12 protein-coding genes are annotated in these 14,055 nt (G+C 64.6%); 9 read left to right on the top strand and 3 right to left on the bottom strand.

The genetic code is table 11. The annotated features are described in order from the left end of the window. Window positions 1-82: 82 nt before the first annotated feature. A complete protein-coding gene (locus tag BM222_RS00680) occupies window positions 83-814 on the bottom strand; it encodes an enoyl-CoA hydratase/isomerase family protein (RefSeq protein WP_210188480.1) in 732 nt (243 codons plus the stop codon). Between the two features lie 158 nt (window positions 815-972). On the opposite strand from BM222_RS00680, the gene BM222_RS00675 reads away from it, so the two are divergent. The 9 genes from BM222_RS00675 (at window position 973) to BM222_RS00635 (ending at window position 12,135) form a co-directional block, all read left to right on the top strand. Next, window positions 973-1,731 carry an IclR family transcriptional regulator gene (locus BM222_RS00675; protein ID WP_092226270.1) on the top strand — a complete coding sequence of 253 codons (759 nt, stop codon included), beginning with the start codon at window positions 973-975 and terminating at the stop codon, window positions 1,729-1,731. 148 nt (window positions 1,732-1,879) lie between these two features. Continuing rightward, complete coding sequence (locus BM222_RS00670) at window positions 1,880-2,911, top strand: acyl-CoA dehydrogenase family protein (RefSeq protein WP_177242933.1); 1,032 nt, start codon at window positions 1,880-1,882, stop codon at window positions 2,909-2,911. Then, window positions 2,908-4,071 (top strand): acyl-CoA dehydrogenase family protein, encoded by a 1,164-nt coding sequence (locus BM222_RS00665; RefSeq protein ID WP_092226266.1) that lies wholly within the window; start codon window positions 2,908-2,910, stop codon window positions 4,069-4,071. The genes BM222_RS00670 and BM222_RS00665 overlap by 4 nt, the downstream gene beginning before the upstream one ends. Continuing rightward, window positions 4,071-5,546 carry a CoA-binding protein gene (locus BM222_RS00660; RefSeq protein WP_092226264.1) on the top strand — a complete coding sequence of 492 codons (1,476 nt, stop codon included), beginning with the start codon at window positions 4,071-4,073 and terminating at the stop codon, window positions 5,544-5,546. The genes BM222_RS00665 and BM222_RS00660 overlap by 1 nt, the downstream gene beginning before the upstream one ends. Then, window positions 5,543-6,652: an acyl-CoA dehydrogenase family protein gene (locus BM222_RS00655; protein WP_092226262.1), complete on the top strand. Its 1,110-nt coding sequence runs from the start codon at window positions 5,543-5,545 to the stop codon at window positions 6,650-6,652. The genes BM222_RS00660 and BM222_RS00655 overlap by 4 nt, the downstream gene beginning before the upstream one ends. 12 nt (window positions 6,653-6,664) lie before the next feature. Beyond that, window positions 6,665-7,843, top strand: coding sequence for an acyl-CoA dehydrogenase family protein (locus BM222_RS00650; RefSeq protein WP_092226260.1), 1,179 nt, complete (start codon window positions 6,665-6,667; stop codon window positions 7,841-7,843). A 61-nt stretch (window positions 7,844-7,904) separates the two neighbouring features. Then, entirely contained in the window at window positions 7,905-9,107 is a 1,203-nt protein-coding gene (locus BM222_RS00645; protein ID WP_092226258.1) for an acetyl-CoA C-acyltransferase, read from the top strand. A gap of 13 nt (window positions 9,108-9,120) precedes the next feature. Further along, window positions 9,121-11,172 (top strand): 3-hydroxyacyl-CoA dehydrogenase NAD-binding domain-containing protein, encoded by a 2,052-nt coding sequence (locus tag BM222_RS00640; protein ID WP_244546972.1) that lies wholly within the window; start codon window positions 9,121-9,123, stop codon window positions 11,170-11,172. 285 nt (window positions 11,173-11,457) lie between these two features. Then, window positions 11,458-12,135 (top strand): FUSC family protein, encoded by a 678-nt coding sequence (locus BM222_RS00635; protein ID WP_177242932.1) that lies wholly within the window; start codon window positions 11,458-11,460, stop codon window positions 12,133-12,135. A 175-nt stretch (window positions 12,136-12,310) separates the two neighbouring features. Here the strand turns inward: BM222_RS00635 and BM222_RS00630 are convergent, their stop codons facing one another. Together BM222_RS00630 and BM222_RS40785 are read right to left on the bottom strand one after the other, a co-directional pair. Further along, a complete protein-coding gene (locus tag BM222_RS00630; RefSeq protein WP_177242931.1) occupies window positions 12,311-13,132 on the bottom strand; it encodes an MFS transporter in 822 nt (273 codons plus the stop codon). 1 nt (window position 13,133) lies between these two features. Continuing rightward, window positions 13,134-13,763, bottom strand: coding sequence for a hypothetical protein (locus BM222_RS40785; protein ID WP_177242930.1), 630 nt, complete (start codon window positions 13,761-13,763; stop codon window positions 13,134-13,136). Between the last annotated feature and the right edge of the window lie 292 nt (window positions 13,764-14,055).

Genomic DNA, 14,055 nt, shown 5'->3' with positions numbered 1-14,055 from the left:
CAATAGCAATCCACCGGACAACCTTGCGAACGTCAGCGAACGCCTGCCGGTGTCGTGAGCGTAAGATCACGGATGCGCTAGGTCAGGCTCCGCTAAATCGTCCCGGTCGGCGCTCCGCGACGGCGCGGATCCCTTCGCGATAATCGGTCGTCGCAAACAGTTTGTTTTGCTCGGCAAGCTCATGGTCGGTCTGTGCGCGCACTAACTCGGCGAGACCTTTGCGGATCGTGGCGCGTGTGGCAAGAACGGCGAGCGGCGCCGCCTCTGCGATCTCACTTGCGAGCGCCAGCGCCGAACCACGCAATTGATCTTGCGGAACGAGGAAGTCAACGAGACCCGACGCGCTCGCCTCCTCCGCCTTGATACGGCGACCGGTGTAGAGCATGAGGCCAGCCCTTTGCTCTCCGATGAGGCGGGGCAACGTCGCGGTAATGCCAAATCCTGGGTGAATGCCCAGCTTGACGAAGTTCGCTGCAAATCGCGCCTCCGGCGCCGCCACGCGAAAGTCGGCGACGAGCGCCAGCCCCAACCCGCCACCGATCGCGGGACCCTGCACGGCGGCGATGATCGGCTTCGGGCACTCGAACAGCCGTACCGCGGCCCGATATAGATCCCCATCGGATCCCTGGCGACCTGTCCCCGCGCTCCTCGAGAAATCCGCTCCGGCGCAAAACGCCTTGCCGTGCGACGCCAACACAATGGCGCGGCACGTCCGGTCTTCGGCCAGGAGCGCGAACGCATCGGCGATCGCTTCGATCAGGCCAAGATCGAAGAAATTGTTCGGCCCCCTTCGAATCTCGACCAGACCGATCATATTCTCGATGGTCGCGACAACGTCATTCCTTACGAAAACTTCCATCAGCTCCTATCCCATCTTGCGCGGGTGAACGGTAAACGCGACTTTCTGAATTGGAAGCGAATCCCTGATAAAGATGTCGTTTCCACATAGAAGGAATTCAGGCGGAAACAGTCATGGCCAATTCCACCATCAAATCGGCTCGTCGCGTCATCGAGATCATGGAATTCTTCGACCGGAAGCGGCGGCCGCTCGGCCTCAAGGAGATTTGCGAGGCGCTCGATTATCCCGTCTCGAGCGGAGCGGCGATGCTGAAGAGTCTGATGCTGCTCGGCTATCTCGAATATGACCGGACGACACGAACATACCTGCCGACCATGCGCATTGCCGTGCTCGGCCGCTGGGTCGCCGACCAGCTCTTCAATGAGTTCAAGATGCTGCCGCTGATGGAGGATCTGCGCGAACGCACCCGGGAAACCATCATCCTGGGAACGCAGAGCGAGATCCGCGCGCAGTACGTCCACGTGCTGCGTTCGCCACAGCCGTTGAGCTATTCTGCCGAGCCTGGCTCGTTGCGACCGCTGACGAGATCCGGCGTCGGGCTGGCGCTGCTGAGCACAAAATCGGACGCAGAAATCGATACGCTGGTCTACCGGAGCAACTATGACGAGCCGAACAGGAGCCGTCGCGTCGCGTTGAAGGACGTGATGGACAAGGTGGCCACCATCCGCAGGCAGGGCTACTTCTTCTCCCGCCACCTCTATACCGAAGGTGTCGGGGTCATCGCGATGCCGCTGCCCGTCGCACCCTACAATCGGACGTTCGTCATCGCGCTCGGCGGGCCGGTGCGACGTCTCGAAAAGAACCTCTCGGCGAATCTCGCGTCGATGAAGAGGTCGATCAAGGCGTTTCTGCCGGCACAGCCCACGATCTGAGTTTCCTTGGATATGGAAAATAGTCCACCTGTGCGAATCTCGTTGCGAGGATGAAGGACCGCTTCTAATCGGGAGCCGGCCTGCCTTCGGGCAGGTCTCCTCCAGATCTAGGGTCCGAATGAACTTCTCCTCCAACGATACAGACGACATGCTGTCGGAGACTGTTCGGCGGTTTGCCACCGAAGAGTTGCGACCGAAGCTGCGTGAATTCGAGGCAAGGAGGTCGGTCGCCAGGGACGTGCAAGAGCGCTTCGAGTCGCTCGGCCTTGCTGCGATTGATCTGCCGGAAGCTCTCGGAGGTGTTGGGCTTGGTCTTTCGAGCCGCGTCCTGGTGAACCGCATCCTGGCCGAGGCAGATGCCGGAGCCGCGCTCGCGCTGGATCGTTTCGGCCCGGCCGCCTACGTCATCGAGACATTCGGCGGCAGCGATCTCCTGGAGAGATATCGAGACCTCCTCGCGAGCCGCCCGGAGACGCGACTCGCGCTCCTCATCGACGTTGATGCCGGTACGGTGCTCGAAGGACCTGTTCGGGGCGAGGCGGCATGGATCGCGTCGGGCAACGCCGATGTCCTCGTGTGCCTTCGGCGCGACGGTGCCTGGGTGATGGAGAGCGGGTTCGAACTGGAACAGGCTCGCGGGGCTGCGCTGCACGCGACCGGTGCCAGCCGCATCCGCTACGGCGGCGCACCAGCACATGTTTGGCGTGATTCGACATTGGCGGCGCAGGCTTGGGCGAAGGTCCGGCTCTATCATGCCGCCTTGATCTGGGGCGTTCTGGTCGATGCTGCGGGCTTCTCGCGTCGCTACGCGCTCGAACGCGTGGCGTTCGGCAAACCCATCGCGCACCACCAGGCGCTCGCCTTCCTGATCGTCGACATGGAAATCGCCGTCGAGCGTGTCGGTCTCCTGATCGCGGATGCCGCTCGACTGATCGATGCCGGAATGGATGGGACCGGCGCCGCGGCATCGGCATTCGTCGACGCGGTCGAGGCGAGCCGGTTCGTCGGACCAAACGCCGTGCAGATCCTGGGCGGCCACGGCTTCATGCGGGACTATCCCGTTGAAAAGGCGATGCGTGACAGCCGCGCGCTCGGCTTGCTCGCCGGCGGCACCGATGCCGCGCAGGACGATGCCGGCGCGGCGCTCGCGCCCGCCAACCCGATGGAGTTTGCAGCGTGAGCGGATTCAGTGCGGCGCTTCGCGCCCATATCGAGCGCGCCAGGGAGTGGGGGCGGAACGAGGTTCGGCCGGCAGGGCTGGAGGCCGACCGCAACGCCGCCCCGCTTCCGGCCGATCATCCCTACTTCGCGAAGTTCGTCGACTTTCGCCGCCGGCATCCTTCGCCAGCGGAAGACGACACGATATCCGAAGGCTCGGCCGTCCGGATGGCCGTGCTCAACGAGGAAAATGCCTATTGGGATCGCGGCATGGGCGTTGCGGCGCCGGGACCGGGGCTTCCCGCCGCCATCGTCGCCGCTCTCGGTACGCCCGAGCAGCGCGAGCGATTCCTTGGGCCGTTCCGCGGCGCGAAGGAGCCGCGCTGGGGAAGCTTCGCGCTGACGGAGCCAGGCGGCGGCTCAGACACGGCGGCATTCCGCACGCGCGCCATACGCACCGACCGAGGCTATGTACTGCGCGGCTCGAAATGCTTCATCGGCAATGCCGCTCGCGCCGACTGGGTGCTGATCCAGGCCAACCTCGATCCAGAGAAGGGGCGCGCGGGTCAGCGAGCGTTCTTTGTCGAACATGGCAACCCCGGCATGACGGGCATCAAGATCGAGAAGAAAATGGGGCTGCGGGCATACGAATCCGTTTCGTTTATTCTCGAGGACTGCGAGGTGCCGCACGAGAATCTCCTGGGGGGAGAGCAGCCTGCGCGAACCTCGCAATCGAGTGCCTATGGCGCCACGATGGGCTCGCTCAACACGACCCGCGTCGGCGTGGCCGCGAGCGCCGTTGGTCTTGCACGGTCCGCCTACGACGAGACGCTCGATATCGCGAAGCAGTCGGGATCCATCAAGTCGGCGCGGGTGCGGGATCGGCTCGAAGCGATGCGGCGCCGATTGCGCGCGGCATGGCTCATGACGCTTCGCGCGGCCTGGAAGGCGGACGAGAAGATCCCGAACATCGTCGATGCCTCGATGGCAAAGGTGTTCGCGGCGGAAACCGCACACGAACTCGCGACCGTCGGCATGGAGATCGTCGGTCTGGAGGCCGGAGCAGGGGATTGCCTGGTCGAGAAGCTGTTTCGCGACGCCAAGGCGCTCAACATCGTTGAGGGCACCGGACAGATCCAGCGGATCATCATCGCTCGCAACCTCGTCGGATTACCACGCTGATGACAACACGATCGCTTCCCCAGGAACCCAGTCAAGATGCGGGCATCTCGACGATCGGTTCATTCGTCCAGCCAAAGTCCATCGCCATCATCGGAGCTGCTCCGGCCGAGCAGCGCACGATCCGCGGTTCGCTCATGCGCGTGCTGCGCCGCTGCGGCTTCAAGGGCCGGATCGTGCCCGTCAATCCGAGCTATCAGGAGATCAACGGGCTCCGCTGCTACCCCTCCATCTCGGCCGCCGGCTCCGCGGTCGACCTCGCCGTGGTGGCGATTCCGGCCGAATTCGTCTGCGACGTCGTGGAGGAATGCGCCGTAGCAGGCGTGCGTGCCGCGATCGTCATCTCGTCGGGCTTTGCCGAGGAGAGTGCCGCAAAAGCGCGTCTCCAGCTCCAACTCACCGAAATTGCGGGGCGCACCGGGATTCGCATCTGCGGGCCGAACTGCGAGGGATTCTACAATCTCGTCGATGGCATCGCGGCAACCTTCAGCGCCGCGGCGGAGCCGACCGAGGCAGCCGAGCCTGTGATTGCCAATGCCGGAAAGGTCGCCGTCGTCGCGCAAAGTGGAGGCCTCGGCTTTGCTCTGCTCAATCGCGGGAGGGCGTTCGGGCTCGACTTCAGTCATATCGTCACCACGGGAAACGAGTGCGATCTGACTGCGGCGGATTTCATCGAATACTTTGCCGGCGATATCGAGAGCAGGGTTGTCATCGCCTATCTCGAGGAAATCCGGGACCCTACGAGGTTCAGGCTTGCCGCCGAACGCGCGCGTGCCGCTGGCAAGACGATCATCATCATCAAGATCGGCCGATCGGAAGCGGGACGACGGGCCGCATTGCACCATACCGGCAGCGTGACCGGCTCCGTTGCCGACGAGAACTCCATGTTGGCGAAGCTCGGTGTCGTCGTCGTGATCGAACCCGACGAAGCGGTTGCGGCAGCGCTTGCGCTCGTCACGAGCCCCGCTGCTACGGGCAAGCGGGCAGGGATCGTCACCACGGCAGGTGGTGCGGGTACGGTGCTGTCCGAGTGTCTCTCTGCGGCGGGCTTCGTGATACCCGCGCTGAGCGACCGGCTTCAGACGTCGCTCCGTCCGACCTTTCCCTCCTATGGATCGGCGGCGAACCCCGTCGACGTGACGGCGCAGGGCATCTTCACGGGCGGCGCCATGCAGGCACTGAAGGTGCTGCTGGAAGGGGATGAGGTCGATCTCATCGTGTTCGCAGCAGGGCTGTCGAGCGAGCGCAGCGTCCCGCTCGATGTCGACGCACTGCGGCAACTTGCGGCGCGCAGCTCGAAGCCGATCCTGATCTACAGCTACACGCTGCCGTCGGCCTTCGCCCGCAGCGCCTTCTGGCGCGTCGGTCTGCCCATCTTCGCGCATGTGCGGGATCTCGTCTGCGCCGCTCAGGCGCTGCGAGCCGCCGGTCCTCGCGAGCCGTCCTTCTCCGTGGAAGCCGGGATGCCGCAACCATGATCAGCTTCGCTTTGACGGAAGAACAGACCCAGGTTCGTGATACGCTGCTGTCGTTCGCGACGAGCGAATTGGCCACTCGCGCGCGCAGCGCCGATGAGGCCCGGTTGTCACCGTCTGAGTTGCTCGACACCGCATGGTCCCTCGGGTTCACCGCACTGTCGATCCCCGAGGATTGCGGGGGTGGCGGGGCGCCGCGCTCGCTCGTGACCAGCGCGCTGATGCTCGAGGCCCTGGGATATGGATGCGCGGGTCTTGCGAGCGCGGCGTTTGCCTCCATGCTGTTCGTCAATCCGCTGATTGATCTCGGCTCCGAAGAGCAGCGGCTGCGTTATCTGCCGGAGTTCTGCGGCGAGAAGCGCCGCGCCGCAAGCCTTGCCTTGCACGAGGGGGCACCGGCCTTCGATCCGGCGCGGATGGCGACTCGCGCGATGCGGGACGGGAAGGGTTGGGTCCTCACGGGCACAAAGCGGCTGGTACCGATGGGCGAGCATGCAAGCCGTCTGCTCGTGCTGGCGCGCGCATCCGATGCGCCAGGCCTTGCGGGAATCAGGGCCTTCATCGTCGACTCCGATGCAACCGGAGTCACCATCGCGCGGGACAGCGGGACGCTCGGGCTGACGGCAGCCGGCTTCGCCCGCGTCGAGCTCGCACAGGTGCGGGTGCCGGCCGACGATGTGCTGGGAGACGGCGAGGGCGCCGATATCAGGCCGCTGCTTGCGAGCCTGCGTATCGGAGGGGCGGCGCTCGCGGTCGGGCTCGCGCGCGCAGTCATCGATTTCGCCATTCCCTATGCCAAGGAGCGCGTTGCGTTCGGCGAGCCGATCGCACGGAAGCAGTCGATAGCCTTCATGCTCGCCGACATGCACATCGAGTGCGAAGCCATGCGATGGATGGTGTGGAAGGCGGCCGCCGAGGCCGATGCCGGGCGCGACGCCGCCAAGGCCTCCGTGCTCGCGCAGGACTACGTCAACCGGCACGCCGTCAGGATTGCCGACGATGGCCTCCAGATCTTCGGCGGGCATGGCTACATCCGCGATCTGCCGCCGGAGATGTGGCTGCGCAACATGCGCGTGCTGACCAGCCACGACGCGATCGCAGCCGCCTAAGGAGAATGAGCCATGGTCGATTTCTCATTGTCTGATTTTGATCGTGCCGTTCTCGACGGCGTCGCCGCAGAGGCCAGGGTCGGCGAGAAATACGCTCGCTACTATGACGAGCACGAAGACGAGGTCCTGCCTAAGTCCTTTCCGGAGGCCGCTCAGTTTCCGCCGATCCAGCAGCGTCTGCGCGGCCGCCCCCGCGACGACACGCCGATGCTGCTGCTCCAGGTGCTGATGAGGATCGAACGCGAGGCGCATTGCGGGGTGCCGCTGCGCCAGGCGCCGACCGCGCTCGGTAACGCCGCACTTGGTGCCGCCGGCACCGACGCCCAGAAGGCGCGCTGGGGGAATCTGATGCTCGCGATGTCGATCACCGAGCCCGGCGCGGGCTCGGACACCAAGGCGATCCAGACGACCGCCAGGCTCGACGGTGAGGAGTGGGTGTTGAACGGCGACAAGATCTTCGTCACCAACGGCGTTCGCTGTGACGGCGCGATCGTTTGGGCGACGGTGGACAAGTCGGCAGGCCGAGGCGGAATCAAGTCGTTCCTGGTCTTGAAGGGAACCCCCGGATTCGAGCTGGTCCGCAAGGAGAAGAAGCTCGGCATCCGCAGCAGCGATACCGCCGCCTACGCATTCCGCGACTGCCGCATTCCGCGCGATCACCTGATCGGCGGGGATGAGGGCGTACCGCGCGGCGAGGGCGAAGGCTCGGCGTCGTACAAGGGTGTACTCAAGACCTTCAACATGACACGTCCCTTCGTCGCGGCGGGCGGCGTCGGCAAAGCCATCGGCGCGTTCCGCGTCGCGCGCGACGAGCTTGCGAAGGAGGGCATCGCAGTCGATTTTGACGACAGTCGCCACGCCCGCAGCGCCACGGCGCAGACATTGCTCGAGCTCGAGGCCGACATCGAGGCCGCGACGTTGACGGTCATGCACGCCGCCTGGCTCGCCTCGGACGGCATGCCCAACAATCTCGAAGCGTCGGTCGCGAAGGCAAAGGGAGGCGAGGTCTGCCGCACCGGCCCGCAGCGCGCGATGGATGCACTGGGCGCCATGGGCCTCAGCCATGATTATCAGGTCGAGCAATATCTGCGGGACGGCCGCATCGCCGACATCTACGAGGGCACGGGGCAGATCCAGCGCCTCGTGATCGCGCGGGAGATTCTCGGCTATTCCTCCGCCGAGCTCACCTGACGAGACTCGCTTCAATGATGAAACATCGCAAAGGCGCGTCGCGCCGCAACAGGAGAGCTCGATGCGCGAAGCCGTAATCATCGCCACGGCCAGGACCCCGATCGGAAAAGCCTATCGCGGCGCCTTCAACAATACGACGTCACCGGCCCTCGGAGGACACGTCATCCGCGAGGTGGTCAAACGCGCCGGAATAGATCCGCGCGAGGTCGACGATGTCGTAATCGGCGCGGCGCAGCAGCAGGGGTCGTCCGGCAACAATGTCGCACGTCACGCCGCCTTGCGCGCCGGACTTCCCGACAGCGTCGCGGCGATGTCGATCGACCGCAAGTGTTCGTCCGGCCTGATGGCCATCGCGACGGCCGCGAAATACATCGTCAATGACGGTGCGCCGATCGCGATCGGAGGCGGCCTGGAATCCATCAGTCTCGTGCAGAACGACAAGGTAAATTGGTACCGTGCCTGGGACGATTGGATCCTGAAGAATGTGCCGGGACTTCCGACCACGATGATCGAGACCGCCGAAATCGTGGCCGAGCGCTATGGCGTCAGCCGCGAAGCCCAGGACGAATATGCGCTTCAATCGCAGCAGCGTACCGCAGAGGCACAGGCCGAGGGACGCTTCGATCGCGAGATCGCGCCGCTGACCACGACGATGACCGTTGCCAGCGCCGAGAGCGGAGAGACGAGCGAGCGCGAAATCACCCTGACAAGGGACGAGGGCAATCGCCCGGGAACGAAGCTCGAGGATCTCACCCGCCTCAAGCCCGTGTTCAAGGGCGGACGCTTCGTCAAGGACGGACGGTTCGTCACCGCCGGCAATGCGTCGCAATTGTCTGACGGCGCCGCCGCCGTGCTGCTGATGGAGGCGAGCGAGGCGGCAAAGCGCGGGCTTGAACCGCTCGGCGCCTACCGGGGCCTGGCGGTGGCGGGCTGCGCACCGGAGGAGATGGGAATCGGTCCGGTGTTCGCGGTGCCGAAGCTGCTCGAACGCAATGGACTCAAGGTCGACGACATCGATCTCTGGGAAATGAACGAGGCGTTTGCCTCCCAGCTTCTCTACTGCCGCGACCGGCTCGGCATTCCCAACGAGCGGCTCAATGTTTCCGGCGGAGCGATCTCGATCGGCCATCCCTACGGGATGACCGGCGCCCGCTGCGTCGGACATCTGATGCACGAAGGGAAACGGCGCGGTGCCCGCTACGGCGTGGTGACCATGTGCTGCGCAGGTGGCATGGGCGCCGCCGGCCTGTTTGAGATCTTCTAGGATGGAGCACAGCATGATCAGGAGCGAACCTCACGGCGAGGTGATGCTTGTCGTCGCCGACAACCCGCCCGTGAACGCGCTTTCGCAGGAGCTCCGTCACGCTCTCGGTGACGCGCTGGATCGCGCGGAGGCGGATCCGGCGGTGGGCGCCATCGTCATTTGCTGCGACGGGCGCGGATTCTTTGCGGGCGCCGATATCGGCGCGCTCGGCAAGTCGTCGACGCCGCCTTCGCTGCCGCAGCTGATCGAGAAGATCGAAGGGAGCCAAAAGCCCGTCATCGCAGCGATCCACGGCAACGCGCTTGGCGGCGGATTGGAGGTCGCGCTCGGATGCCACTACCGCATTGCGACGCGATCGGCGAAGCTCGGACTGTCCGAGGTCAAGCTCGGGCTCCTGCCAGGCGCCGGCGGAACTCAGCGGCTGCCGCGGCTCGTCGGGGTCGAGAAGGCGCTGTCGATGATCGTGACAGGAGAGCCGGTCACCGCGACCGACGCCCTTGGCATGGACCTCATCGATCGGCTTGTCGATGACGACAGTCTTGTCCGCGAGGCAATCCTCTTTGCACGAGAGAGGATCTCTGCAAGGGACCATCCGCGCAGCTCCCTTCGGACCGATCGCCTGGCCGACGCCGTGCGGGATCCCGCCATGTTCGACCGGTTCCGCCATGAGATCGCCGGAAAGACCCGAGGATTTGCCGCGCCGGAGGCCTGCATCAAGGCGATTGAGGCCGCGGTGAAGCTTCCCTTCGCGGACGGCATGGCGCGCGAGCGCGCGCTGTTCGCCTCGCTCGTCAAGAGCGACCAGTCGAGGGCGCAGCGCCATGTCTTCTTTGCCGAGCGGACCGCCGCGAAAGTCGACGACATTCCGCCGGGCGTGCCCCGCATTCCGATTGCGGGGGTCGGCATTGTCGGTACCGGGACCATGGGCGGCGGCATCGCCATGAACTTCCTGTCGATCGGCATCCCCGTCACCATCGTAGAGCGCGAGCAAGCCGCGCTCGACAGGGGGCTGGCAACGATCCGGCGCAACTACGAGCGGGCGGCCAGTCGGGGTCGGCTCAGCGGAGAGGAGGTCGATAAGGCGATGTCGCTGCTGGCGTCGAGCCTCGCGATCGAAGCTCTTGCCGATTGCGACCTGATCATCGAGGCCGTTTTCGAGAGCATGGCGGTCAAGCAGGAGGTGTTTCGGAAGCTCGATGCGGTCGCAAAGCCGGGCGCCATCCTCGCTTCGAACACCAGCCGCCTCGATCTCAACGAGATAGCGGCGCAAACCGGGCGGCCAGAAGCGGTGATCGGACTGCACTTCTTCTCTCCGGCCAATGTCATGCGGCTGCTGGAGGTGGTGCGTAGTGCGAAGACGGGGGCCTCACAGCTCGCCACCGCCATGGATCTCGCGAAGCGGATCGGCAAGGTCGCCGTCGTGTCGGGCGTCTGCCCCGGCTTTATCGGTAACCGCATGCTCGGACAGCGGTCCCGGCAGGCGCAACTCCTGATCCTCGAAGGCGCAAAGCCCTGGGATGTCGACCGGGTCCTCACGAACTTTGGGTTTCCGATGGGGCCGTTCCAGATGAGCGATCTGGCCGGCCTCGATCTCGGCTGGCGCCGCGAGAGCTCGAAAGGCGAAAGCATACGCGATCTGCTGTGCGAGCGCGATCGACGAGGGCAGAAGACCTCCAAGGGCTACTACGACTACGACAGCAATCGCATGGCCACGCCTTCGGCGGAGGTCGAGAGCATCATCGCCGAATTCGCCGCGAGCCGGAGATATCGCCCGCGTCAGATCAGTGAGCAGGAAATCCTGGAGCGCCTGCTCTATCCCATGATCAACGAAGGCGCGAAGATCCTCGAGGAGGGGATCGCGCAGCGCGCCTCCGATATCGATGTCGTCTGGGTCAATGGCTACGGCTGGCCGGCCTTCACAGGGGGACCGATGTTCTGGGCGGACGGCATCAACCTGCAAACCATCGTGGCCGGGCTCCAGTCCCATCAGGCGCGGTTTGGTGCCGAATTTGCGGTTTCGCAGCTGCTTCAGCGCAAGGCCAGTAATGCTGGCCGCTTCAACTGATCGGGAGCGACACTTCCATTTTGCCATAGACGGGTGATGTCCGATCGGCGCCTTTGGACGCGAGTCCGCACCCACATCGGCGATGCGGTTCGGTGGACGACAGACGCGGAAATCGGGCTTAGCGAAGGCCTGATTGCCGGCCTGAGCTTCGTCGGACCGATCCTGTTCGCTGCGGCGCTCGGAAACCTTCCACTGGGGCTGATCGCCTCGGCGGGGAGCCTGCCGATCGGCCGGGTCGGCCCAGGACGAAGCCTTTTCGATCAAGGGCGGAGCCTGGCGCTGTCCGTGCTGCCCACGATCGTCGCGGCCGCGATCGCGGAATTCCTCGTCGGTGGCGGGCTGGCGGGAAGGCTCCTCACAATCGTCTGCGCGGGCGTGGCGGCCTTGCTCGGCGGTTACGACCGCACCGCGGCAATCGTGACCACCCGTTTCACGCTCTTCCTCATCATCGCGCAGAGCATGTCCGCGGCAACGCCCCACCCTGCTGCGATGATGGCGCTGTTGACTGCCGGCGCGTTGTGGACGGCGCTGTTATGGCTGCTCTTCGGCGCGGTCGTGCGATCGACGACCAGCAGGACGCCGATACTCGCCGAGCAAGGCCCCGCGGCGGCGGCACCTGCGAAACTGGCCCGATGGAGGGCGTCGCTCGGACGGCCGGCCGGCTGGCATTTCACTCTCAAACTGGTTTCATGCCTGGTTGCGGCGGAAGCGTTGGACCAGACCTTTCCGAACCATCATCTGCAATGGATCGCGCTCACCGTGGTGATCCTCGCGCAGCGTCGCACGAACCTGTTTCCGATCAAGGTCACGCAGCGCGCGCTGGGAGCCGGCGCCGGCGTGCTCCTGGCTGGCCTTTGTCTTGCCGCGCATCCATCAGCCTGGACTCTGACCGGCTGTATAGGGTTGATCGCCGGCACGCGTCCACTGCTGAAGTCGCGCCACTATGTTCCTATACCGCGATGATGACTACGCTGATCGTGCTGATGATGGACTTCGATCAGCCGCCCGCTGCGTCGGTCCTGACGGATCGCGTTCTCGCGACGCTTGCAGGCGCCACGCTTGTGATCGCCGCGAACCTCGCCGGGAAGCGAGTTTTCGACCGGGGTGGGTCATGATCCCTTCCTGAGACATGCGGATCTCATATCGCGGACTTGACGGGCGCGCCATGGCGATCGCCTCCTTCCACGAACAGGAGCGTCGCCGCGCCGATGGCGAGCAGGACCGCTACGGGAATCAGGCCGATTGACTGGGAGTGGAAATAGGCGGTGAAGAAGCCGATCAGTGCCGGGGCGATCCACGCCGTCGCGCTCGCGCTGACGTGAAACAGGCCGAAGAACGAGCCCAGCCGGTCCGGAGCGACGATCTCCACGACCATCGCGCGTCCGGACGCCACGGTGGCGACAGCGAACGCCGTCATCGACGCAGAGATCAGCAGAAAGGCGAGTTCAGGAAGGGTCCGGAACACGGGGCCGGACCACAAAGCGGCGTGCGCGCTCGCGTCGTAAGCCCAGAAGAACAGGAGTGTCTTCGGCGTCGTGCCCAGGACCATGACGAGCAGAACGATGGTACAGCAGAGCTCGAGGATGAGTGCGCGCCGGGTTCCGATGCGAACGTTCAGGATGCCGGCCAGAAGGCCTCCACAGCTCGCGAACACGATCTTGACGATTGCGAAGGCCAGCAGGTCGAAGGCGTGCCATCCCATCACGCCGGAAGCGTAGATTCCTTCCAGCTTGATCAGCGTGTGCAGACCGTCGCCATAAACGGTTCTGGCGATCAGGAATTTGAGGATGTTCCTTTGCTTCGGCAGACTCCTGATCAGGACAACGACATCCTTCAGACCGAGACGCACGGCGGAGCCGAGGCTGACACGAGTCGACGGCGCATCGATCGAGAATCCGAGCAGGCCCGCCGCTCCCAGCGATATGAGAATCGCGATGAAGGGCCCGAGCAGGCGCTCCATGTCATGTTGTGACTGTGACAGCCCGAACAGTGGTACGTCCGGCACGCCGAGCCAATGCGTACGCCCGGGTAGCGCAAATCCCCCACAGCAGGAACACCATGATGATGACGCTGACGAGGTTTGCCACGCCGAGACTGATTCCGGAATAGCGGCCGGCGCGTCTGATCCCGACCGCGGTGCCAAGCATCGCGTTGTGGAGGATCTCGGCATAGGTGAAGAGCAACCCGAGCGCAGTCAGAACCACGATGACGGCCATTGCGGACAGTCCGGTTCGGTCGGGCTTCGCCCACCACAGGCTGATCAGCAGCGGCATCTCGAGCAGCACGAAGACCGCGATCCAGGGCTTGCGCGGCCCCATGCGATCGAGCGCCGCTCCGAGAAATGGGACGGTCAATGCCGCAACGATGCCGGCCGTGACTCCAAATGCCGCGAGCAGCGCCTGCGCCGTGACGGCGTCGCCGATAAGCACCTTCGTGACATAGGGCGTGAAGATGTAGATCTTGATCAGGATGACATAGGGGACCCGTCCCACTTCGTAGCCGATCCAGGCCCATGTGCTGAGTGAGAGCGCATGACGGTCGAGCGTCGTGCCGGCGGAGGCCGGGGACGCGACCAACGTTCTTTCTGACATGTGGCGAAACTCTCCCCGATGCGACCGTGACGATGAAATCGTCGGTCGCAACTTTCCATTGAGCGTCAATTGGTATGGTCGTTGTTGTGGGAAGCGAGTCTAAGCGAGCGGCAATCCGATGCACATCGAGACGAGGGCGGCGTGCCTCGTCGACGAATGCGTCGAAGTCGCCGTCATCGCCCAACCGCCGATCGATCTGAAAGTGATCGATCGTGTCGTAGCCATGCATCCTGCTGGGGCCGGTCTTCGCATCGTCCAGCCATCGCGCTCCGCTCCGACAAAGCCCAGCGGA

The organism is Bradyrhizobium sp. Gha, assembly GCF_900113735.1.
In the GTDB taxonomy this organism is placed as follows: domain Bacteria; phylum Pseudomonadota; class Alphaproteobacteria; order Rhizobiales; family Xanthobacteraceae; genus Bradyrhizobium.
Note: the sequence above shows the minus strand (reverse complement) of the source record. Positions and strands in the feature narration are given on the sequence as shown.